Below are 23,356 nucleotides of genomic sequence, written 5' to 3' on the forward strand. Positions count from 1 at the left end.
GTGGTTTATGCGTGCGTTGCGGCGGTGAGGGCCTGTTGTAGATCGGCCCACAGATCCGCGGTATCTTCGAGACCGACTGAAATGCGGATCAGGCGGGGGGAAACGGCAAAATCAACAGCGGAATTAAACGCGCTGTCCTGATTGATAACGGAAATGGCCGGCATCACCAGGCTCTCAAATCCGCCCCAGCTCACCCCCATATGGAACAGTTGCAGGGCGTTGCACAGTTTCGGGATATCAATAGATTCCGCCACGGCAAATGAAAACAGCCCACTGTAGCCGCTCAGGGATGACCACGACGGCGGTTGCAGTCCGGGGTGATAAACCGCGGTCACCTGCGGGTGGGCCTGGAGATTTTTCGCCAGCGTCAGCGCGCTGCGATGATGTTGCTGCATGCGCAGCGGCAGGGTACGTAATCCGCGCAGTAGCAATGACGCTTCCTGGGCAGACAGTTTTCCCCCGAGATACGGGCTGATGTGGCGACTGATATTGGCGATGTGCTGCCGACTGGAAATCACCAGCCCCGCAACCACATCGCTATGGCCGCTGATGTATTTCGAGGCCGAATGCACCACGATATCGATCCCGCAGGCCAGAGGCTGCTGGAACAGCGGCGAAGCCCAGCTGTTATCAATAATGGTGGTCACCCCGGCGTCACGCGCCAGAGCAGAGAGTTGCTTAAGATTTTGTTCGCTCATCACCCAGCTTGCTGGGCTTTCCAGGTATAACAGACTGGCACCAGGCAACGCCGCGCGTATTGCCTCAGGATCGCCGCCATCAACAAACTCAGTGTCGATTCCAAAACGATGGCAGAAGCCGCGCAGGAAACGGTAAGTGTCAGGATAGACATGATTAATACAAACCACCTTTGCGCCAGGCGAGACAACGCTCAGAATCGCGTTGCTGATGGCCGCCATACCACTGCTAAACGCCAGACAGGCTTCACCGCCCTCCAGCGCCGCCACTTTATCCTGTAGCGCGACTACCGTCGGGTTATCGACGCGGGAGTAGAGTGGTTGATCGTTCTCGCCACGGAAACGCGCGATCATGCTGTCATAATCGCTGAAGGTGAAGAGCGATGATTGGTAAATCGGTGGGGATACAGCCCCTTTTTCATGGCGCAGATCATGGGTAAGCAGGGTTTGCTTCTCAAGCGGTTTAGCGTTTGGCATTAATCACATCCTTCATGTCGCGTTCAGTGATATCAAGAATCTGGTGGCAAATAGCCCGTGCCCCTTCGCTGTCGCGCTGACGAATGGCGTTGAAGAGCTCACGGTGCAGGGGTAAGGAGTCAGCAAACAGCGCCTGTTCAGGCGGCGACTCAAAAAAGGCGTGTAGCGAGTCGTAGACGCCGTTCAGCATCTGAAGCAGTAATGGGTTACCGGAGGCGCGATAAATGCTGGCGTGAAAGGCCCAGTCTTCCGCGCCCGCAGAACCGACCGCCATGTGTACGCGTTCCACCTCATCCAGCCGCCGCTCAATCTCGGCAAGATCCTCTGCGGTGGCGCGCTGAGCCGCCAGCACGCAGGATTCCGATTCGATAATACGGCGCACTTCCAGGGCGTGGAGCATATTGGTCGAGTCGTTTTTAAAGCGCAGTGAGAGAAAGCTATCGTTGATGCCAATATCCACCTGCAGGAAGGTACCGCTGCCTTTTTTGCGCAGGATAATTCCCAGCGCTTCCCAGCGTTTAAGCGCTTCACGTACCGTGTTGCGGCTTACGCCTAATTTCTCCGCCAGAATCCGTTCAGGCGGTAAACGGCTGCCAGTCTGGATGCCAGATTGCGCGATATAACGCGTCAACGCATCGAGAATCAACGTATCGCTCTGCGGTGTGGAAATAGGAGAAAGCGCTGCTGATGTGTTCATCGCCCTGCCTTAATTGGTCCAACATCTCTACCAATAGTTAAAGCAATAAGCAGGCCATATTTTTTATCATTGAATTTAAATGAGTTTTTTTATTCTGGATGATGAGTCTGGTTGTTTGTGGTGCAAATTAATCGGTTTTGCACCAGCGCAGATCCCGGCAAATGAGCGATTAACAGAGAAGCGTATGCCTGGCGCAGGCGACAGGGGAACAAGCGCGGCAATAATGGCCGCAACACGGATTAACGAGCCCGTCACGCGCAAACATCCGCGGGCCTGAGAGTGCACAACGGATGCGGCCTCGTACACCGGAACGGCGGTGCCGACATATAAACGACCGCCGCTATAAAGATGAGACGGTTTGGTGCTACATGTAATGTTCAAACTGCCATGCAGCAACGGCCACCAGTACGAATAAGACAGCAAGGATAACGCCAGGCATCCGGCGGCGAGTATAGAACGCAATCCAGGCAGAGACGCCAATCAACGTCAAGGTCACCGGCCAACAGGCAATGGCGGTAAGGTAAGCAACTATCAGATAATCCTTAATCAAAACGCGCTCCTTTGATGGTTTTCCCGCCGTTTGGATCGCGGGATATGGTGATGGTACACCATCGCGCTAACGCGTTCCTTTATCTCTCCGTTAAATCAGTGCATCTGTACGCCTTCTTGTGTATACCCGTCATACTTCAGAGGGTATGTGCGTTGACAATAACGCGGCCCATTTCTGGATCTCATCCCACAAGGTCCGTCAGGCGCTATTCAAAATGACTCATTGTCTTATTCTGCGACTCGAATTATTTAGGGTATAGATTACCCGTCTTCTCTGTTCATTAAAATAGAACGCGTTTATTTTTATGCTAACGACAGCTACAGGCCTCTTATATATATTGATATCAAATGGTGTTATTGGTGAGGCAGACCAATGATTGTTTAATATTACTCACTCTGGAGAATGAGATGAAAACATATGATAAGTTAACCTATGATTTTGATATCGCGTTAAAAAAACATGCTCCACGGGCTCAGCAGGTCAATATTTGCCTGGCGGAACATCCCGAAATATCGGGTAATGAACAACGTTCGTCAGAAGAACATATTCGTTTTTTAACAACGCTTGGGCTTACGGTTGAAAAAAACTATTGTGATATTCCCTATGCCTATTTCGCACATGTCGTTAAGAAGGCGAATGCTCAATATAAAATGGTAATTATTGCCGAATATGATGCTTTACCGGATATTGGTCATGCCTGCGGACACTGCGCCAGTGGGTCCATTTCATTACTCGCCGCTGCCGGGCTAAAAGAAATTGAGGAGGCGTTAGATGTAGATATCGATATCATCGGCACACCTGATGAAGAATACACTGGTCAGAAAGTCCCCATGGTAGCAAAAGGTATTTTCGATAAATACGATTTTGCCATGATGATCCACATGGGCAGCGGCGTTTCAACGGCAAATTATCAGATTGTTTCGCTTAGCGCTTTCCGCGTTCGTTATCGTGGAGTCAGTTCTCATGCCGCCGCCGCGCCATTTCTCGGCAAAAATGCCCTTGATGCGGCAACACTGTTGATGACTTCCTGCGGACTCCTCCGCCAGCAACTGCGGCCTGGGACGATCATGTCTTATTATGTGGTTAACGGCGGTACCGTCAGCAACTCAATTCCAGACTTTTGCGAACTTGAGTTTATATTACGACACGATCGTAAATCGTATTTACAGGAAATAAAAACAAAAGTTCTTAATTGCATTAAGGGCGCCGCCATAATGACGGATACGCAATATGAAATTGAATTTGTAGGCAATGAATTTGCGGACATGCCGTATTTAAAAACGGGTACTGATACAGTGTGTGAAGTCTTTAATGAACTGGGTATAAAAAACGAACCGACTATCCCGATCACCATCTCTACCGATATTGGTAATGTCGGCTATGCCTGTCCATCCATGCACCCCATTCTGGCCGTTTGTGAGCAAAACTATCCATTACATACCAAAGAACTGGCGGCCGAAATGATTAAACCGACTATCAATACCACTATTGAAAATGGTGGGAAAGTATTAGGGCATACTTTCCTGAAATTTATTACCGAAAAAGAACGTTTCACCACTATTCGTGCTGATTTTACGCTGGCAGTGACCGCCTAAAAGAAGATTGCAGCTAATCAATGGTAGAGACTATTACAATGAAACTTAAAGATATTATTAGGTTAATAGTATTAGGTATGTGTGGCGGAACTATTTATCTCCTGCCCTATATGAAGTATTATTTTTTTAACCAAATGGTAGAAAACACTGGAACATCCGGGCAAGCATTAGGTTATCTTGTCACCATATTTGCTGTAGCCTGCCTTTTCCTGTTACTTCCAGGTGGCATTCTGGCCGATCGTCTATCGAGTAAAAAGTGTATTTTCTGGTCACTTATTAGTACCACGCTATTAACGATAGTTTATGCATTTACCTATCGCTCCTATACATTTTCATTGATCATCTGGTTCCTGCTGGCTTTTAGTTCAATTTTCCTCGCCTGGCCGGCGATCATGAAAACCGTGCGCACGATTGGTGGAGAAAGGACCAGCACGGCATATAGCATTTACTATGCTTCTAATGGTTTGACTGGCGCGCTGGCGGGATATATCACAATCAAGGTTTATGGGATGCTCGCTGCCAGCGATGCAGCAACCGGATTCTTCTGGAGTATTATGGTTTCTGCTATCGCTAATGCCGCAGTAGCCTTCTTGTTGTTATATCTGTTGCGCGATATCAAAGAGACCATTGAGGGTAAAGGCGGCAAGCTACCAACATTACAAGACTCCTATTCAGTCATGAAGATGCCTGTAATCTGGCTAATTGCTATCGTGATGTTTTGTACCTATTCACTTTACGTGGGGATCACGTTCTTTACGCCTTATCTGACATCCGCCTTTGGTATCAGTGATGAAGTTTCCGGCACGCTCTCATTGGTACGCTCTTATATTTTTATGTCGCTCACGCCGCTCACCGGTATTATTGCCGATCGCTGGATGAAATCGACGTTAAAATGGTTCACGATCGCAGGTCCTGTCGCTATTGTTTGCCTGATCGCGGTTATTGCAATCGGTGATGATGCAGGCATGATAGTACCGGTAATGCTGTTGACGATGGTCGCAGCATTTTTCGTTTGTACCTTATATGCATCAATGTTCTCAATTATGTCGGAGTGCAAAATTCCGTTGTCGATCGCCGGTACGGCAATCGGGCTGGTATCGATTTTCTCCTATACACCGGATATCATTATCCAACCGCTCTTTGGCTATTTTGTTGATAATAAACAGTATTCATATATTTTCATTTCCCTTGCGGTGATGGGTATGTTGTCGCTCATGTCCTGTCTTCTGTTGTTGCGTCGCAAATCCCAGGAATTTCCTGAGGTCGTGACTCGCTAATCGCATAAAATAGTGAATAGCTCAGATAGCGCTCTTCCAGGTTGACGTTTATTCCAGAAATACGCGAAAAGCGCTGTCGTCTCAAGGACAAGTGGAGAAGGAAATGAAAACCAACCAGATTCAATATTTCTTAGCCATTATCGATCACGGAGGGATCCGGGCGGCAGCAAGATCATTAGCGATTTCGCAAAGTGCAGTCACAAAAGCGCTCTCAGAGCTTGAAGAAAAATGTGGTAGCCAATTAATCGTACGCCAGACCAGGGGAGGGATTAAATTAACCAATACGGCCAAACGTATTGAGCCCTATTTTCGCTCAATCCAGGCCAATATGAATTGGGCAAAGGCGGCGATTGATAATACCAAAACCGGCGATTATGGGGTATTGCGTGTTGGCGTCACACCCCTTATCGCCACCACGGTGCTCGACGAAGCTTATAAATGGTTTCGTTCGCGCTTTAGTCACGTTCAACTCCAGTTCACCGATGGCCTGCTCAGCAACATCACGCCAGCATTAAAATCCAGCAAAATGGATTACGCCATTGCGCTGCTGATGGAAGACTGGTTCTGGGATCAGGATCAAATAGCCGTTGAAGAACTCTTTAGCCTTCCGCAGGGATTTGTCGCACGAGAAAATCATCCTATATTCCAGTCCCGGGATCCTAAGATGACATTAAGCCATTATGAATGGCTGATAACCATTGACTCCTTCGAAGAAGCCGATAGTTTTATTAGTCAATGTATTGTCAATCAGGGGATTGAAAAACCTCTTTCAGTTATGCTGGTCGATACATTGATATGCTACAAACTATTGCAGAGTACAGATTGTATTGCCGTCGTACCGAAGGCGCTTTTTCAAAACGCCCCGGGATTCGTCCGTATGCGAGCGTTAGATTTATACCAGTCAGCGCCGTGTTTTTCCCTGCCAAACCTAAAACTGGTCCTCCTTCGTTCACCCGCTAAACCCGTAAACCATGCTGGTGAATTTTTAATTCACTGTATTATTTCTACAATAAAGGCGCGTTTTAATCCTGTGTAAATAATGCCGTTGTACTCCACCAGATTGACAGGCAGCACCGGGAAAAATCAGAGAAACCACGCCGATAAACTGACAGCGGCGCAACAAGCCTGACTCTGGCCGCTGTCACAGCAGATTGATAGCATAAGAATTTATCATTTCAACTGGCATTCTTTACTGATTTCATTCTCAATATCGCGTTCTTTCGAATGTTCCACAAGTCTCTTAAATTTACGTTTAAGCTCAATACCGGACGACGTACAGTTTTTGGCGTCGGCAAGTCGTACAGCAGCACTGTATGCGTTATAGCATTGGTCAACATCTGAAACGTTCTTTTTACATTTACTAAAAATAATAAAAGTACTGTCGGGATGTTGTAACATTTCTTCTATTTCAGTATTAGTTTGCGCCTCACGGAGTATTTGGGGGAGAAACAAAACTGTAGCAATCACTATCAGTACTGCGCCAGTAGCCGCCATTAATTTAAATGCCAAACTGATTCTCCCATTAACGCAATATTTGTTTACGGTTAACCGTCACATGGACGTGTTCGTCACTCAAGCTCTTTCTGGCAAATGGCTATCATCGATGAAATGGCTTTATGCACATCGGGAGCATTGGGGGCATAATAAAAGTTCACACTGGTTTGTTTTCCGCCAAAGGATGAGATATCAACCCACGCCACATCTTCATCGTTAGCGTCCTGTAAATCGTAACGATCCGTTCCACCTGGCAAAGGATCATCCCTCATTAGCGACAGTTTCTGCGAGAGCGCCGCTGAGTACAGGCAATTTTCTACCGAGTGCTTTTGTCCTTTGAAATACACTGTTTTCAATTCCGGATGAATTCCAACGCGACCGGGATCCACGCAGCCACACAACATGATGGCCAGGATGCTTATAACAGCTTTATTCATCTACATAAATCTCCTTTGAATAAATGCCGCTCATACTAAACGCACATTCTTATACGTTACGTCAATAATATCCTGACACGGATTATTTTTTTGAACGGAAATACGACTGCCAGCCAGAGAAAAGCCGCCACCATAGTGGCTGGTGAAGGTTACAGCATTATCCGATAAAACAACCTAAGAGCCTGGCCCATTAGGACTATTTTGCTTGTCATTTTGAACCTGGGCAGTGCTCAGAATCCTCACGTACTACGTGTACGCTCCGGTTCTTCCGCGCTGGCCGTGTTCAAACTGGCTGCGCCAATAACGCCTGGTGGGATAGGCTCTAAACCAGGGTTATTTTTTCCCTCAGGTTGGAAGTGGTGGCTAATTGTCCATCAACGGTAATCACAATAGCGTCCATCCCCTCTATTTTATTGACCGTTTGTAAAATAGTTTTCGCATCCAGGCCAAATAGCTTCGTCGTGTAGACATCACAATCTATTGATTTATCAGAGATAATAGTTAAAGAAGCAATATTATTCTCCACTGGATAGCCGCTGCGGCTGTCAAAAATATGGTGGTATTTATTACCTTCGTGCTCGAAGGTCCTTTCATAGATCCCTGAAGTCACTACCGACTGATTTCTTACCTTGATCTTTGCAACACAGTGGCCTCTTGGCAGAAAGGGATTCTGTATCCCGACATCCCAATAGGAGCTTTTTTTAGGTGATTCTCCATAAACAAGCACATTGCCACCAATATCAATCATGGCGGAAACAGGATCTTTTTCTTTGAAGAAATCCATGATCTTATCGCTGAAATACCCTTTCGCGATGGCCCCCAAATCTATTTCAAGGCCCTCTTTGGCAAAAAACACCGATTTTTGCTCATCATCCAGGATGATATCGGCAGGATCCAGGCGCGTCAGAACCCGGTGGATCTCATGCTGGCTCGGGACGCTTGCTTCAGCAAAGCCAATCCGCCAAAGCTTAACCAGGGGGCCAATAGCAATGTTCAAAAAACTATTGGGTTCCAGACTATGATCTCTCCCTGTCTTGATCAATTCATACAAATCCGGATCCACAACGACCGGCTCTTTGGCCGCTGTGATTTTCAACGCAGACAATTGAGACAATTCGCTGTTGGCGCTAAAGACGTGCTCGTAATGCTTTAACATGTCACACGCCACTGCTAGCCACTTCTCAGCCTGATCCCCCTTAAAATAAAGGTGAATCCGGGTTCCCATAAGACCGATCGCTTTATTGGCCTCTGTCATGCATTCTCCTTCTCACGACGTGAGTATTGGGCGGTATCTTTATAACGCAGAAATGAATCAAGCAGATCCATATCAATCGCCGACAGTTCCCTGTTGCGGTTATGCGCGATGAAGTAATCTATGTTCAACTGGTCAACGGGCAGTTCATAGATATTATATTGTGAGGGGGAGGGTTCTATGGCCACACTTTCAGGGACAAAAGTAAGGCCCATACCGGCCATAGCAAGATTTTTCACCGTGGCTATTTCACTGCTTTCGACAATGATATTGGCCTTTATTTTATAAATACCCAGCAGGTGATCGATCTGCATTCTGATGGCCGATCCCTTAGACGTTAACACAAGCTTCTGTCTCAATAGGTCCTCTATGGCAATACTCCCTTCCGCAAGAGTGGCGGTCTCTTCCTGATAAAGCTCGCTGGAGCTGGGGATCACGGCATAATACCGATGCTTCCCCCAGGAAACGGCGCAAACAGCGGGAGCAAGACGACTTGAGTTTTGTCCAATCCAAAAGTCCACTTCACTCTTTAACAGCCTTTTCTCATTGTTTTCTGGTATATCTTCCACCAGCTCGATTTGACATTCGGGATAGAGGGCCAGAAATTTCGGCAAAAAAAGCGGGATCAGGTAAGTGCCGATACTGGGTAAGATACCGATTTTTATCGTCGTCTTCCCCCTGTCCGTTATCACATTGATTTGCCTGCGCATATTGGAGTAAATCGTTTCGAGTGAACCGAGATAGTCATAATAAATCTTACCCTGCTCAGTTAAACGATAAGGCAGTTCATGGCGGTTGATAATCTGACAATTCAGTTCTGCTTCAATCCGTTTAATGACCTGAGTTAAATAAGGTTGGGATATATAGAGGGACTCGGCAGCCTTGCTGTAGTTGCTGAACTTAAGCAAAGCATCTATATAACATAAGGCACTTTGATTCTTATATTTTAACATTTCCTTCCCCTCCGGGCCCTTTACCCCAACATTATAACAAATTACTTATCAGGTACTAATGAAGAGTTATTAGATAGCTTTTGTATACTGTGTTAAAACAATACCAGGGTATTTTTTATGGTTATTACAGCACAGGAAACCTTTAATATGAACTACTTAGCAATTGTTGGCACCAATTCTAGTGTGTCAACAAACCGCATGTTGCTGCAATTTATGAAAGAACATTTTAAAGAAGAGGCGCGGATAGAACTCTGTGAAATCAAAGATCTTCCGGCATTTTATGAAGCCGAAGATGAGCAGATTCCTCAGGAAGTGGAAGCCTTGTCCGTTAAAATCCGTCAGGCTGATGGTGTGATCATCGCTACCCCCGAGTATGACCATACCATCACCGCAGCCTTAAAGAGCGCATTAGAATGGATCAGTTATACCAGTCAGGCGCTCACGGATAAGCCCGTCTTGATAGTGGGGGCTTCCCATGGCGCTCTCGGCTCGTCCCGCGCTCAGGCCCATCTTCGTCAAATTCTTGATTCCCCTGAATTATCCGCTCGACTTATGCCTGCCAGCGAATTCCTGTTAGGAAAATCACAAAGCGCCTTTGATGCAGGAGGCATTTTAATCAATAAAGCCAAGTTAGCTGAACTCGATGAGATTTTTAGAGAGTTTGTTCTGTTTACCGAACTTATTACAAAATTGTTATCAGACAGGTCAGTAATCAAAAAAGACAAAAAATTCGCCTGGCAAACTCAGGGGGCATAAGAGAAATGAAATTTACTGCAATTGTTGGAACCACGTCGCCAAAGTCCTATAACCGAATGCTGCTTCAGTTTATGAAAGCGCATTTTAAAGACAAAGCTGAAATTGAGCTGTTAGAAATCAACGAAGTCCCGATGTTTAACCAGGACTGCCCGTCTAACAATCCACAGCTCCTGGAGATTAATGAAAAAATAGTGGCAAGCGATGGCGTCATTATTGCCACACCAGAATATAACCACTCCATTCCTTCCAGCCTGAAAAGCGTTCTGGAATGGTTAAGCTACGAACTTCATCCTCTGGATAACAAGCCGGTTATGATTCTGGGCGCGTCGATCGATTATCAAGGCTCTTCTCGCGCTCAGTTGCACCTTCGGCAGATACTCGATGCGCCCGGGGTCAATGCCAATGTGATGCCTGGCTACGAATTCTTGCTGGGTAATGCCAATACGGCCTTTGACGAGAAGGGTCAGTTGAACAACGAAGGAACTATCGACTTTCTGGAAATCTGCTTCCTGAGATTCATGCGTTTTGCCAAAATCTCGAATCAATTAAATGAAGAAGAAGATTTTTCTTTCGTCCCTGGCACCTATGAAGTACATGCATCAGGCCATGGAGGCGCCCTTCCCATGAAGGTTTCCTTCAGTGAAAAGAAAATCGAAAGCATTTATATTGACACCGCCGGTGAGACAGAAGGTCTGGCTGACGTCGTGTTTGTGAGAATTCCTGACAAGATAATCGAGGGTCAGACCCTGAATGTGGATGCGCTCTCTGGCGCATCAGAGACAAGTCACGCGGTAATTGATGGTGTTGCCAAAGCCGTTAAACTGGCCGGTGTGAACCCTGACATCTTAAAGAAACGGCCAAAACCAGCCAGCAGTTTGAACCGTAGCGATGAAGAGTACACCTGTGATGTGGTTGTCGTTGGCGGAGGTGGCGCTGGCTTAAGCGCGGCGGCAACCGTCTTACAACAAGGCAAGCGTGCCATCGTTCTTGAAAAATACCCCGCGGTTGGCGGCAACACGATTCGTAGCGGTGGTCCAGTCAATGCTGCAGACCCTGAGTGGCAGAAGACATTTCAGGAAAATCCGGGCGAAAGACATACTATCGAGGCGCTGTTAAACACCGATGAACGTGATATTCACCAGGAGTATCTGGCTGATTTCAGAGCGCTGAAAGCCGAATTTGCTGCCTACCAGGCGCAATTTGGCGATAGCAAAGGCTTTCTGTTTGACTCTCCGCTGCTGCACAGAATGCAGACTTACTTCGGTGGCAAGCGTACTGATCTTCAGGGAAACAGCGTCTACGGCCAATACGACCTGGTTAAGATCCTGACCGACAGAGCCTTAGAGAGCGTTAAATGGCTTGAAGATATTGGTGTTGAATATAACAAAGAGATCGTTTTCGCTCCTGTTGGCGCACTATGGCGTCGAGGTCATAAACCGGTCAAAAAATATGGTACCGCCTTTATTCTGGCATTAAGCAAATACATTGAAGAGATGTCTGGCACCATTATTACCGATAGTCCGGCAAAAGAATTTCTCATCGAAAAGGGTGAAATTAAAGGGATTATCGCGACAGGTGTAAACGGACAAAAAATTACCGTTCATGCTAAAGCGGTGATTCTGGCCAGCGGTGGTTTTGGTGCAAATACCAGGATGCTGAAACAGTACAACACCTACTGGAGCCATATTGCTGACGACATCAAGACAACCAATTCCTACGCGATGACAGGTGACGGTATCCTTCTGGGTCAGTCAGTGGGCGCAGCCTTAACCGGCATGGGCTTCACCCAGATGATGCCGGTGGCCGACCCGAATACAGGCGAGCTCTTCAGTGGCCTTCAGGTACCACCAGAGAACTTCGTCATTGTAAATAAAGAGGGGAAACGTTTCATCAATGAATTTGCCGGGCGAGATGTTTTAACCAAAGCCGCACTGGCTGAAGGCGGCCTTTTCTATCTGATTGCTGATGATGAGATCAAGAAAACGGCTGCGAATACCAGTCAGGAGAAAATTGATCGCCAGGTTGAAGCCGGTACGCTCTTTAGGGCAGATACGCTGGAAGAACTGGCGCTTAATGTCGGCATGAACCCGGATGTACTCGTGGATACCATCAACAAATACAATCGCTATGTTGAAGCTGGTGAAGATCCTGAATTCCACAAAGATACGTTTAGCTTAAAGGTAGAAAAAGCGCCGTTCTATGCCACACCGAGGCAACCTGCTGTTCACCATACCATGGGCGGCCTGAAGATTGATGCCGCCACCAGGGTTCTGGATGAACACAACCAACCGATTAAGAACCTCTATGCTGCCGGCGAAGTCGCAGGGGGTATCCACGCCGGTAACCGCCTCGGTGGTAATGCACTGACTGACATTTTTACTTTTGGCCGAATTGCAGGCCAGACAGCGCTTGCAGAAATGAACTGACTTAGCGTGGGGTCGTCGTTAACCGGAGAGATTAACCCAACTTGGGTTAATCTCTTTTTAATGCGAAACATGAAAATATCCACCATATAACTGTGGATTTAGCAGACGAGAGTTGATGTGGTGATAATGAAAGAGTGACGATGCAACCCAATCACCTGACAGATCACGTGATGAAAATTGATGCGATTTTGGGAGATAACGACACCACTACGACGCCAGGAGGAAATCAGGCAGGCTTAAAACTTGCCTAATCTATTGATAACAAATGGTACGCCCTACAGGGTTCGAACCTGTGACCTACGGCTTAGAAGGCCGTTGCTCTATCCAGCTGAGCTAAGGGCGCATTGAGAAGTGGCAACTTCATGATATGCAATCGCCGGAATTATACGGTCCACGTCTGGTGAGTCAATGTATTTTGCCGTGAACCCCCGGTTGCCTGCGTAACCTGCCTGATTATACGGCGAAAGGCGTATAAAGTTTGTCCAACTCCATGTTTCTGCACGTTAACTTTAATTCTGTCTTAATGCGCTTTTTTTGTCCCTGTGACGATGCGGATAAAAACATTATTCATCACTCATTATGCCAAAGGAAGATAAAATCTTAAACGAAGACTGACAGCGAGGCTGGCTTCTGACAAAATATCGTCATCCCCCTTTCGTAAAGATACAGATGGAATCCTCTCTCTGATGGCAGCAAAAATTATTGACGGTAAAACGATTGCGCAGCAGGTACGCTCTGAAGTTGCGGAAAAAGTAAAGGCTCGCGTTGCGGCCGGAAAACGCGCACCAGGATTAGCCGTCGTACTGGTCGGCAGCAACCCGGCATCGCAGATTTATGTCGGCAGCAAGCGCAAAGCGTGTGAAGAGGTCGGCTTCGTCTCCCGCTCATACGATCTCCCGGAAACCACCAGTGAAGCAGAGTTACTGGAACTTATTGACACACTGAATGCCGATAACACTATTGATGGCATTCTGGTCCAGCTACCGCTCCCCGCCGGCATTGACAATGTCAAAGTTCTGGAACGCATTTCACCAGACAAAGACGTCGACGGTTTCCATCCTTATAACGTCGGCCGCCTGTGCCAGCGGGCGCCGCGCCTGCGTCCGTGCACCCCGCGCGGCATCGTCACCCTGCTTGAACGTTACAACATCGATACCTACGGTCTGAACGCGGTGGTCATAGGCGCATCCAACATCGTCGGACGCCCGATGAGTATGGAACTTCTGCTGGCGGGCTGCACCACTACCGTCACCCACCGCTTTACTAAAAACCTGCGTCATCATGTCGAACACGCCGACTTGCTGATCGTCGCCGTGGGCAAACCCGGCTTTATCCCGGGTGAGTGGATCAAAGAAGGCGCGATCGTGGTAGATGTCGGGATTAACCGCCTGGAAAACGGCAAAGTGGTTGGCGATGTGGTTTATGAAGACGCCGCCGCACGTGCGTCATACATCACGCCGGTCCCCGGCGGCGTTGGTCCGATGACCGTTGCCACTCTCATTCAGAACACGCTGCAGGCGTGCGAAGAGTACCACGATATTCAGGAGGCCTGAGATGGCGAATTTTTCTTTAGGCAAGCACCCGCACGTTGAACTGTGCGATCTGCTGAAGCTGGAAGGCTGGAGCGAAAGCGGCGCGCAGGCGAAAATCGCCATTGCTGACGGTCTGGTCAAAGTCGACGGCACGGTAGAAACCCGCAAACGCTGTAAAATCATCGCCGGGCAAACGGTCAGTTTTGAAGGTCAGAGCGTTACCGTTACCGCGTAAAAGCACTGGCGCCGCAACCCGGCGCCTTAACAATTATCCCCGTCCGACAAACGGCATTTTGTTCGCCATAATCGTCAGCTCCAGCACATTTGTCGTTGGCGGCAATGCCGCAATCATCTGAATCGCCGCCGCAACGTCAGCCACATCCATCATCGCCTCGGCCGCAATTGTCCCGTCTGCCTGATAAACGCCTTTACGCATTCGTGCAGATAGCTGCGTTTCGGCGTTGCCGACGTTAATCTGCCCACAGGCGATATTAAATTGTCGGCAATCGAGCGCGATGGATTTAGTCAGCCCGGTAATCGCGTGCTTCGAGGCGGTATAGGGTGCGCTGTACAGGCGTGGCGTAGTTGCAGAAATGGAGGCGTTATTAATAATACGTCCGCCCATCGGCTGCTGCTGTTTCATGATCTTGATAGCTTCTTTGGCGCAGAGGAAACTGGCATGCACGTTAAGATTAAATACCCGCTGCCACTCTTCAAACGGGATCTCTTCAATCGATTTAGCAGGGCTATTATTGCCTGCATTATTAAACAGCAGATCCAGACGGCCAAAATGTCGGCTGATACGCTGAAAAAGCGCCTCTACCTGCTGAGGGTCGGTCACATCGGCAGCAATTGGCACAAATCGTTCCGCGTCCAGCCCCTGAGCGCACTCGATAAGCGGCTGTTCGTTACGCGCCACCACGACCACCACGTAGTTCATCTGATACAGCGCTTTCGCCGCTGCATAGCCAATACCTTTACTTCCCCCGGTAACCAGCGCCACCTTCTGCATATCTCTTCTCCCTTATGATGTTCGTTTCACGCTAGCGCGTTAGCGGCTTTACGGGAATGGAAGAATGCAAAAATCAGGTGCGAAGATCTGTTCATTTGCCTGAATCGGGGCAAAAAAAGCCGGGGATAGCCCCGGCAAAAAAGAGAGAATACGGTTATTTACGGCGCCAGGTCGTCCCCTGCGGGCCATCTTCCAGCACTATACCCATTTCGTTGAGACGGTCACGTGCGGCATCCGCCGCCGCCCAGTCTTTCGCTTTACGCGCATCCAGACGCTGCTGGATCAGCGACTCAATTTCCGCCACTTCACCGTCATCCGCCTGCGCGCCGCTCTGCAGGAAAGCGTCCGGATCCTGCTCCAGCAGGCCCAGCACCGAAGAGAGCTTACGCATATGCGCCGCCATGGCGTTAGCGGCGGCAACATCTTCAGTTTTCAGACGGTTCACTTCACGCGCCATATCGAACAGCACAGAATACGCTTCCGGGGTGTTGAAATCGTCGTTCATTGCGTCGATAAAGCGCGCTTCAAACACCTCTCCGCCGGCTGGCTCTGCGGCGTTATCGGTTCCGCGCAGCGCGGTATACAGACGCTCCAGCGCGGAGCGCGCCTGCTTTAAGTTCTCTTCGCTGTAGTTCAGTTGACTGCGATAGTGACCGGACATCAGGAAGTAGCGAATGGTTTCCGCATCGTAATACTTCAGCACATCGCGCACGGTAAAGAAGTTGCCCAGCGATTTGGACATTTTCTCGCGATCAACCATCACCATCCCGGAGTGCATCCAGTAATTGACATACTCACCGTCGTGGGCACAGGTGGACTGCGCGATTTCGTTTTCGTGATGCGGAAACATCAGATCCGAACCGCCGCCGTGAATATCAAAATGGTTGCCCAGTTGTTTGCAGTTCATCGCTGAACACTCAATGTGCCAGCCTGGACGCCCTGCTCCCCACGGCGACGGCCAGCTCGGTTCGCCCTCTTTCGACATTTTCCACAATACGAAGTCCATCGGGTTATGTTTAACATCAACCACATCAACGCGAGCGCCCGCCTGCAACTGGTCGAGATCCTGACGCGACAGTTGACCGTAGTTCGGATCGGTCGGCACATCGAACATCACGTCGCCATTGTCGGCGACGTAAGCGTGGCCTTTAGCGAGCAGTTGCTCGGTGATCTCAATGATTTCCGCAATATGGTGGGTCGCACGCGGCTCCTGATCCGGGCGCAAAATATTCAGCGCGTCGAAGTCTTTATGCATCTCGGCAATCATGCGATCCACCAGAGCGACAAAACTTTCACCGTTTTCATTCGCACGTTTAATGATTTTATCGTCAATATCAGTGATATTACGTACATACTTCAGCTTATAGCCGAGAAAACGCAGGTAACGGGAAACGACATCAAACGAGACGAAGGTACGGCCGTGACCAATATGACAGAGGTCGTAAACGGTAATTCCACACACGTACATGCCGACTTCCCCGGCATGAATAGGTTTAAATTCCTCTTTTTGGCGCGTCAGTGTATTAAAAATTTTTAACATCGAAGATTCCATGTAGACGTGTGTGGATATAAGCCGCGTATTCTAACCTTAATTCAATCCTGAAGCAGCACACATTGCAAGGTGATCCAACTCCGCGGTTATGCTATAACACCCCACTATATCTCACCCGACACCGGGTGCAGGCACCACAATCATCGGAACAGGATGCAAAAATGGTTACTTTCCACACCAATCATGGCGATATCGTAATCAAGACGTTTGACGACAAAGCGCCGGAAACAGTTAAAAACTTCCTGGACTACTGTCGCGAAGGTTTCTACGATAACACCATTTTCCACCGTGTTATCAATGGCTTTATGATTCAGGGTGGCGGTTTTGAGCCGGGTATGAATCAAAAAACCACTAAATCTCCGATTCAGAACGAAGCCAACAACGGTCTGAAAAACACCCGCGGCACTCTGGCAATGGCCCGCACTCAGGCCCCACACTCCGCTACCGCTCAGTTCTTCATCAACGTCGCCGATAACGACTTCCTGAACTTCTCCGGCGAAAGCCTGCAGGGTTGGGGCTACTGCGTATTCGCAGAAGTCGTGGAAGGTATGGATGTTGTCGACAAAATCAAAGCGGTATCGACCGGCCGTAGCGGCATGCACCAGGATGTGCCGAAAGAAGATGTTGTGATCAAAAGCGTCACCGTCAGCGAGTAATTCGTGGCGACACTTTTTATTGCGGACCTGCATCTGCAAACGGAAGAACCGGCGATTACCGCCGGTTTTCTGCGCTTTTTACAGGGGGAAGCCCGCGAGGCGGACGCCCTGTATATCCTCGGCGACCTGTTTGAGGCCTGGATCGGCGATGACGATCCGAACCCGCTGCATCGGCAAATCGCCGCCTCCCTCAAAGCATTAGCCGACTGCGGCGTCCCCTGCTACTTCATCCACGGCAACCGCGATTTTCTCGTCGGCAAGCGATTTGCCCGCGAAAGCGCAATGACCCTGCTGCCGGAAGAACAGCTTCTCGATCTCTACGGGCGGAAAGTGCTGATTATGCACGGCGACACCCTGTGCACCGACGATGCGGGCTATCTGGCCTTTCGCGCAAAAGTCCACAATCCCTGGATCCAGCGCCTGTTTCTGGCTCTGCCGCTGTTTCTCCGCCGCCGTATCGCCGCCAGAATGCGCGCCGACAGCAAAGCGGCCAACAGCAGCAAGTCGCTGGAAATTATGGACGTAAATCCTCAGGCGGTAGTTGATATCATGGAGAAGCATCGCGTTCAGTGGCTGATTCACGGGCATACGCATCGCCCTGCCATTCATCAGTTACAAGCCAACGGCATAACCGCTTATCGTGTGGTGCTCGGCGCCTGGCATCACGAAGGCTCCATGGTCAAAGTGACGCCTGAAGATGTTGAGCTGATTTATTTTCCTTTTCAGGATGCGCCCCTGATTACCGAACCAAATTCCTCTCAAGCGCTGAATCCAGGATAAAAGCACTTGAGAGTGCATACTGATACCGTGAGGCTCTGTCACCTATCTTAGTTTCGTTACCCGACCATCCTCGTGATAACGCAATGGTGAATGCTGACGAACATAATTTTCAAATAAAGCATTCATCGATCCTACACTTTCAATATATCGCGCTTGTTGAATAATATGATAAAGAGAGTCAGCATGTTTAGATTCTTCATAATGCCAGTCAACCAGCGCAAGGGTGTAGTTTTTATTTTTATCAATAACGTTTTCATTAATTAACACATCACCAACTATTCGTTTATTTAATGGTCGTGTCGAGTCATAACTAAAGCGTATTCCCGACACCTGCTGAAAATACGTTTTTAATCCCGCTTCTAATAACGTCAGTAAATCTGCTCCCTTAATTTCAACCTTAACAATATCAAAGTCCTCGGTCAAAATATTAACCAGATCCTTTTTTGTTATTTCTCCGGGCCCCATTGAAGCACTAATTAAGGGGGCAAAAATAATAGCCGTGTCAGTTCCTGCTTTTTCACGAATCATATCACTGAGCATATTTCCCAGATTCGTCTCACGGCTTCTGACATCATAGCGATCGCCATTCAGTTTCTCACTGGCGTTTCCTATCACCTCAGAATAAGCAGTGTCTATTCGCGCATTGGCTTGTTGAACAATTTTATCAATAGATTGATCCTTTTTAACTAAAGAAGCTAACTGATGATTAATCAGAGCGGCTTGTTTATGATTAAGTTTCCCATCCACAAATTCCAGATTAACAATTCCAAGGTTATGTGTTCTATGACCCGTTTGCGCAATCAACACATCGTTGACAACCTGTCCCTTTTCCAGAGCGGTATGACTATGTCCATCAATAATTACATCAATACCCGCCACTTCCTCCGCTAATTTTTGCGAATGATTACGATCGGCTTTATTTAGCCCGAGATGAGATAGCGCAATAATCACATCTACCTTTTCAGCTTGTAAGCTTTGCACCATTTCTTTGGCGATCGCAACAGGATCAAGTAATTTCACACCCGCAATATTTTCCGGTCTTGCGGTAATCGTTTGGGTTGACACACCAAAAATGCCCACTTTAATGCCATCAATATCTTTAATAATAAAATTCCTGGTAAAATCCTGCCCGTTATCGTACTTAACATTTGCGGCCAGTAGTGGATAATTCAGCTTTTTCATCAATGTTTGCAAGCGGCTTTGGCCATAAATAAATTCATGATTTCCAATTACCGCAGCATCATACCCTACTTCATTCATAATATTGACAATAGTGTCACCCTTATCCATACTACAAATTAACTTCCCCTGAATAAAGTCACCACCATCGACAACCAGTACATTACGATTAATTGTTTTAATCGTATCAACCAATGTTTTAATACGCGCAAAGCCAATGGCATTCTTATCTTCACTGACTCGACAATGTGTGTCATTGGTATGAATTATTGTCATTGTTTTATTGCGTTCACCCGCCCAACAAAAACAAGACGAAAACATTAACAGTAATGATAAAAGCATTCTCATATATTTAATCCTTAGTTTATTACTGACTCTCCCTAAAAAAATCGAGTCGCAGGGAAATGCTTCAGGTATATTCAAGAAATGAATAACACCAGAGACATTCCGCATAATAAAATCCGCCAGATTAATAAATTAACCTAGTCTATATATACGCCCCAATTTATTCAGGATACAAATCCATTATCGTGCATAGTCATTGTATACATTATCAGTCAGAATTTATCGTTGTTAACGACGCGTTGAGAATTCAGTCACGTATCCAGTCATGTAGTTATCTCCTTCGGCTCGCTGACCGTACTGGAGTTTGCGGTTTTATTATCGGGATCTAATTTTACGCGATTTATCTCTGTCTGTACGCGCCATATAAGAAACGCTTTACGCAAATACAAATGCTGATGATGAGCATTCCCATACTTTCCTGGGGCTGGTTTTTACCTTTTTTGCCAGCGCGACCACCGCTCATAACTGGCGTGTTTCATCAGATACAGATAAGACAAAAGACGGTTATCCGCGCGCACGCAACCGTTTTCCTGACCGCAAGATCATGCTATTCTCTGTGGCCTCTAAAGCAGTGTGAAACACACCCACAGGAGTTTTAAGACGCATGTCTTCCCGCAATAATTCGGCGCGTATCGCCATCGTGATGGGGTCCAAAAGCGACTGGGCTACCATGCAGTTTACCGCAGAAATCCTTGATGCCCTGAACGTTCCGTACCATGTCGAAGTAGTCTCAGCACACCGCACGCCCGATAAACTGTTCAGCTTCGCCGAAAACGCGGAAGAGAACGGTTTCCAGGTCATTATTGCTGGTGCGGGCGGCGCGGCGCATCTGCCGGGCATGATTGCGGCGAAAACGCTGGTGCCGGTTTTAGGCGTACCGGTACAAAGCGCGGCGCTGAGCGGCGTTGACAGCCTTTACTCCATCGTCCAGATGCCGCGCGGTATCCCGGTGGGCACGCTGGCGATCGGTAAAGCCGGCGCCGCCAATGCCGCCCTGCTGGCGGCGCAGATCCTCGCCCGGCATGATGCGGAACTGCACCAGCGCCTCAGCGCCTGGCGCCAGGCGCAAACCGATGAAGTGCTGGATAACCCGGACCCGCGGGGTGCGGCATGAAACAGGTTTGCGTTCTCGGCAATGGCCAGCTAGGCCGGATGCTGCGTCAGGCTGGTGAACCGCTGGGTATCGCGGTCTGGCCGGTCGGTCTCGAAGCCGACCCGGAAGCGGTGCCGGTACAGCAAAGCGTGATTACCGCAGAGATTGAACGCTGGCCGGAAACGGCGCTGACCCGCGAGCTGGCGCGTCATTCCGCCTTCGTCAACCGCGACGTTTTTCCGGTTATCGCCGACCGTCTGACGCAAAAGCAGCTGTTCGATAAGCTGGCGCTCGCTACCGCGCCGTGGCAGCTTCTGGCGGAGAAAAGCGAGTGGCCGGCGGTATTCGCCCGTCTCGGCGAGCTGGCTATCGTTAAGCGCCGCGTCGGCGGCTATGATGGCCGCGGTCAGTGGCGTTTGCGGGAAAATGAAACCGCGCAGCTGCCGGATGATAACTACGGCGAGTGTATCGTTGAGCAGGGGATTAACTTCTCCGGCGAAGTATCGCTGGTCGGCGCACGCGCCCGGGACGGCAGCACGGTCTTCTATCCGCTGACCCGCAACCTGCATCAGGACGGTATTTTACGCGCCAGCGTTGCGTTTCCGCAGGCCAACGCCCGCCAGCAGGCGCAGGCGGAACAGATGCTGTCGGCGATTATGAATGCGCTTAACTACGTTGGCGTGATGGCGATGGAGTGTTTTGTCACCGCTGATGGTCTGCTGATTAACGAACTGGCGCCGCGCGTGCACAATAGCGGCCACTGGACGCAGAACGGCGCGTCCATCAGCCAGTTTGAGCTTCATCTGCGGGCGATTACCGATCTGCCGCTGCCGCCGCCGGTGGTCAACAGCCCGTCGGTGATGATCAACCTGATCGGTACCGATCTCAACTATGACTGGCTGAAGCTACCGCTGGTGCATCTGCACTGGTACGACAAAGAGGTGCGTCCGGGACGTAAAGTCGGCCACCTGAACCTGACCGACAGCGATACCGATCGCCTGAGCGCGACGCTGGAAGCGCTGAAGCCGCTGCTGCCGCCGGAATACGCCAGCGGTGTATTCTGGGCGCAGGCGCAGCTGGCGTAATCTGCGACCATCATCCCGGCTTGCGGCGCGTTGCGCCCTCGCCGGGTTATTCCTGCCCCCGAAAATCCCGACTCCCTGATGCTATTGAGCAATTCATCGTGAAAAATCAATCCGGCCTGCCTCTCACCGCGTACAATAGGCGGGTTATCGCGTCGAGCGACGCGTCTGAATTGATTAATGGCTTGTTTGAATAATGGAATTAGTGCAATCACCACAGAATATTCGACGGATTCTCGCCAGCGATACGCCGCTGATTGACGTACGCGCTCCGGTCGAGTTCCGGCAAAGTGCGATGCCTGCGGCAATCAATCTGCCGCTGATGGACGATGAGGAGCGCGCCGCCGTCGGCACCTGCTATAAACATCAGGGCCCGGAAGCCGCGATCGCGCTGGGTCATCAGTTGGTTAATGGCGAGATTCGCGCCCGCCGCCTTGCTGCCTGGAAAGACGCCTGCGCACGTTATCCGGAAGGCTACCTGTGCTGCGCGCGAGGCGGTCAGCGTTCGCATATCGTGCAGCGGTGGCTGAAGGAAGCGGGCGTTGATTATCCGCTAATCGTCGGCGGCTATAAGGCGCTGCGCCAGGCGGCGATTCAGCTCACCGAAGAGCTGGTACAGCGTCCTGTTGTGCTGATTGGCGGCTGTACCGGTAACGGTAAAACCCAGTTGGTCCGCGCTCAGCCTGACGGCATCGATCTCGAAGGCCATGCTCATCACCGCGGCTCCTCGTTTGGCCGTACCTTACAGGCGCAGTATCAACAGGCAACATTTGAAAACCATCTGGCCATCGCGATGCTCAAAAAGTCAGCGCAGCAGAGGCGATGGGTGCTGGAGGATGAGGGACATATGATCGGTGCCAATCATCTGCCAGAAAGCTTACGTATTCGCATGGATCGGTCGCCGCTGGCGGTAGTGGAAGATCCCTTTGAGATCCGCCTTGAACGTTTGCGCGAAGAGTATTTTACACGTATGCATCACGACTTTATTGCGGCATATGGCGAAGAGCAAGGCTGGCAGGCGTACAGCGACTATCTGCATCATGGCCTGTTTGCCATTCGCCGCCGTCTGGGGTTACAGCGTTTTGCCCAGCTCACCGCCCGGCTCGACGAGGCGCTGGTCGAGCAGCAGCGTACCGCCAGCAACGAAGCGCATTTTAGCTGGCTGGTTCCTCTGCTGAACGAGTATTACGATCCGATGTACCGCTATCAGCTCGGCAAAAAAGCGGAGAAGATAGTGTTTCGCGGTAACTGGCGGGAGGTCGCCGCCTGGCTGGCGCAATAATCTCCCCCGTTGCCCTAATGCTGGTTAGTTAAGGGGCTGTCAGCCATTTTGATGGCTGGCTGAGCGGTTCCGTTAATCGGTGGTTCTGGCGAAAATGGCATTTTTCGTTTTCACCGGGTTTGGCTTAGTGGCCTGTTCCGTTCACGATAAATTTGCGGATATTCGTTATATCCACAGCGTGTGAACGGGCAGGGGGACGTTTCGCCCGTCCCCCTGCACCCCCGGCATTGCGCT

Annotated in this window: 22 protein-coding genes and 1 tRNA gene; 12 read left to right on the forward strand and 11 right to left on the reverse strand. The window is 49.3% G+C overall.

Annotation, left to right across the window (positions count from 1 at the left end):
• Positions 1-5: 5 nt before the first annotated feature.
• From ABK821_RS15535 to ABK821_RS15545, 3 genes are all read right to left on the reverse strand, one after another.
• Positions 6-1,172: a PLP-dependent transferase gene (locus tag ABK821_RS15535; protein ID WP_138357901.1), complete on the reverse strand. Its 1,167-nt coding sequence runs from the start codon at positions 1,170-1,172 to the stop codon at positions 6-8.
• Positions 1,159-1,869 carry a FadR/GntR family transcriptional regulator gene (locus ABK821_RS15540; protein ID WP_138357903.1) on the reverse strand — a complete coding sequence of 237 codons (711 nt, stop codon included), beginning with the start codon at positions 1,867-1,869 and terminating at the stop codon, positions 1,159-1,161. The genes ABK821_RS15535 and ABK821_RS15540 overlap by 14 nt, the downstream gene beginning before the upstream one ends.
• A gap of 364 nt (positions 1,870-2,233) precedes the next feature.
• Positions 2,234-2,419 (reverse strand): hypothetical protein, encoded by a 186-nt coding sequence (locus ABK821_RS15545; RefSeq protein ID WP_308563447.1) that lies wholly within the window; start codon positions 2,417-2,419, stop codon positions 2,234-2,236.
• 407 nt (positions 2,420-2,826) lie between these two features.
• On the opposite strand from ABK821_RS15545, the gene ABK821_RS15550 reads away from it, so the two are divergent.
• The 3 genes from ABK821_RS15550 (at position 2,827) to ABK821_RS15560 (ending at position 6,327) form a co-directional block, all read left to right on the forward strand.
• Complete coding sequence (locus ABK821_RS15550; RefSeq protein WP_343178461.1) at positions 2,827-4,014, forward strand: M20/M25/M40 family metallo-hydrolase; 1,188 nt, start codon at positions 2,827-2,829, stop codon at positions 4,012-4,014.
• A gap of 38 nt (positions 4,015-4,052) precedes the next feature.
• Entirely contained in the window at positions 4,053-5,291 is a 1,239-nt protein-coding gene (locus ABK821_RS15555; protein WP_171034782.1) for an MFS transporter, read from the forward strand.
• 103 nt (positions 5,292-5,394) lie between these two features.
• A complete protein-coding gene (locus tag ABK821_RS15560) occupies positions 5,395-6,327 on the forward strand; it encodes a LysR family transcriptional regulator (RefSeq protein WP_138357911.1) in 933 nt (310 codons plus the stop codon).
• A 134-nt stretch (positions 6,328-6,461) separates the two neighbouring features.
• On the opposite strand, the gene ABK821_RS15565 is transcribed toward ABK821_RS15560, so the two are convergent.
• The 4 genes from ABK821_RS15565 to ABK821_RS15580 all read right to left on the reverse strand — a co-directional run bounded on the left by ABK821_RS15565 (position 6,462) and on the right by ABK821_RS15580 (position 9,427).
• Positions 6,462-6,800, reverse strand: a complete 339-nt coding sequence (locus ABK821_RS15565) for a hypothetical protein (protein ID WP_138357913.1) — start codon at positions 6,798-6,800, stop codon at positions 6,462-6,464.
• A gap of 59 nt (positions 6,801-6,859) precedes the next feature.
• Complete coding sequence (locus ABK821_RS15570) at positions 6,860-7,222, reverse strand: hypothetical protein (RefSeq protein ID WP_138357915.1); 363 nt, start codon at positions 7,220-7,222, stop codon at positions 6,860-6,862.
• A 322-nt stretch (positions 7,223-7,544) separates the two neighbouring features.
• Positions 7,545-8,477, reverse strand: coding sequence for an FAD:protein FMN transferase (locus tag ABK821_RS15575; RefSeq protein ID WP_138357919.1), 933 nt, complete (start codon positions 8,475-8,477; stop codon positions 7,545-7,547).
• Positions 8,474-9,427, reverse strand: a complete 954-nt coding sequence (locus ABK821_RS15580; protein ID WP_138357921.1) for a LysR family transcriptional regulator — start codon at positions 9,425-9,427, stop codon at positions 8,474-8,476. Before ABK821_RS15580 ends, ABK821_RS15575 begins: the two co-directional genes overlap by 4 nt.
• A 147-nt stretch (positions 9,428-9,574) precedes the next feature.
• Between ABK821_RS15580 and ABK821_RS15585 the strand changes: the two genes are divergently transcribed.
• Both ABK821_RS15585 and ABK821_RS15590 read left to right on the forward strand, forming a co-directional pair.
• Positions 9,575-10,183 (forward strand): NADPH-dependent FMN reductase, encoded by a 609-nt coding sequence (locus tag ABK821_RS15585; RefSeq protein ID WP_138357923.1) that lies wholly within the window; start codon positions 9,575-9,577, stop codon positions 10,181-10,183.
• A gap of 5 nt (positions 10,184-10,188) precedes the next feature.
• Complete coding sequence (locus ABK821_RS15590) at positions 10,189-12,609, forward strand: flavocytochrome c (protein ID WP_343178462.1); 2,421 nt, start codon at positions 10,189-10,191, stop codon at positions 12,607-12,609.
• 266 nt (positions 12,610-12,875) lie between these two features.
• Here ABK821_RS15590 and ABK821_RS15595 read toward each other — a convergent pair.
• Positions 12,876-12,952: transfer RNA gene (locus tag ABK821_RS15595), tRNA-Arg, on the reverse strand.
• A 343-nt stretch (positions 12,953-13,295) separates the two neighbouring features.
• Here ABK821_RS15595 and folD point away from each other — a divergent pair.
• Positions 13,296-14,162 (forward strand): bifunctional methylenetetrahydrofolate dehydrogenase/methenyltetrahydrofolate cyclohydrolase FolD, encoded by an 867-nt coding sequence (folD, locus tag ABK821_RS15600; protein WP_138357927.1) that lies wholly within the window; start codon positions 13,296-13,298, stop codon positions 14,160-14,162.
• 1 nt (position 14,163) lies between these two features.
• The gene (gene ybcJ, locus ABK821_RS15605; protein WP_138357930.1) at positions 14,164-14,376 is read left to right on the forward strand and encodes a ribosome-associated protein YbcJ; all 213 of its coding nucleotides are present in this window, start codon (positions 14,164-14,166) and stop codon (positions 14,374-14,376) included.
• A 33-nt stretch (positions 14,377-14,409) separates the two neighbouring features.
• Here the strand turns inward: ybcJ and ABK821_RS15610 are convergent, their stop codons facing one another.
• Positions 14,410-15,153, reverse strand: coding sequence for an SDR family oxidoreductase (locus ABK821_RS15610; RefSeq protein ID WP_138357933.1), 744 nt, complete (start codon positions 15,151-15,153; stop codon positions 14,410-14,412).
• A 154-nt stretch (positions 15,154-15,307) separates the two neighbouring features.
• The gene (gene cysS / locus ABK821_RS15615) at positions 15,308-16,693 is read right to left on the reverse strand and encodes a cysteine--tRNA ligase (protein ID WP_343178463.1); all 1,386 of its coding nucleotides are present in this window, start codon (positions 16,691-16,693) and stop codon (positions 15,308-15,310) included.
• Between the two features lie 173 nt (positions 16,694-16,866).
• Between cysS and ppiB the strand changes: the two genes are divergently transcribed.
• Both ppiB and lpxH read left to right on the forward strand, forming a co-directional pair.
• Positions 16,867-17,361, forward strand: coding sequence for a peptidylprolyl isomerase B (gene ppiB / locus ABK821_RS15620; RefSeq protein ID WP_004130079.1), 495 nt, complete (start codon positions 16,867-16,869; stop codon positions 17,359-17,361).
• A gap of 3 nt (positions 17,362-17,364) precedes the next feature.
• Positions 17,365-18,141, forward strand: coding sequence for a UDP-2,3-diacylglucosamine diphosphatase (gene lpxH / locus ABK821_RS15625; protein ID WP_138357940.1), 777 nt, complete (start codon positions 17,365-17,367; stop codon positions 18,139-18,141).
• Between the two features lie 42 nt (positions 18,142-18,183).
• On the opposite strand, the gene ABK821_RS15630 is transcribed toward lpxH, so the two are convergent.
• The gene (locus ABK821_RS15630; protein WP_171034783.1) at positions 18,184-19,668 is read right to left on the reverse strand and encodes a bifunctional UDP-sugar hydrolase/5'-nucleotidase; all 1,485 of its coding nucleotides are present in this window, start codon (positions 19,666-19,668) and stop codon (positions 18,184-18,186) included.
• A 601-nt stretch (positions 19,669-20,269) separates the two neighbouring features.
• Between ABK821_RS15630 and purE the strand changes: the two genes are divergently transcribed.
• From purE to mnmH, 3 genes are all read left to right on the forward strand, one after another.
• Complete coding sequence (gene purE, locus ABK821_RS15635) at positions 20,270-20,779, forward strand: 5-(carboxyamino)imidazole ribonucleotide mutase (protein ID WP_138357946.1); 510 nt, start codon at positions 20,270-20,272, stop codon at positions 20,777-20,779.
• Positions 20,776-21,843 carry a 5-(carboxyamino)imidazole ribonucleotide synthase gene (gene purK / locus ABK821_RS15640; RefSeq protein ID WP_142501738.1) on the forward strand — a complete coding sequence of 356 codons (1,068 nt, stop codon included), beginning with the start codon at positions 20,776-20,778 and terminating at the stop codon, positions 21,841-21,843. Before purE ends, purK begins: the two co-directional genes overlap by 4 nt.
• 193 nt (positions 21,844-22,036) lie before the next feature.
• Positions 22,037-23,122 carry a tRNA 2-selenouridine(34) synthase MnmH gene (gene mnmH, locus ABK821_RS15645; protein ID WP_185929221.1) on the forward strand — a complete coding sequence of 362 codons (1,086 nt, stop codon included), beginning with the start codon at positions 22,037-22,039 and terminating at the stop codon, positions 23,120-23,122.
• Positions 23,123-23,356 lie beyond the last annotated feature (234 nt).

Source organism: Klebsiella sp. KE9456 (assembly GCF_043832615.1).
Taxonomy (GTDB): domain Bacteria; phylum Pseudomonadota; class Gammaproteobacteria; order Enterobacterales; family Enterobacteriaceae; genus Klebsiella; species Klebsiella indica.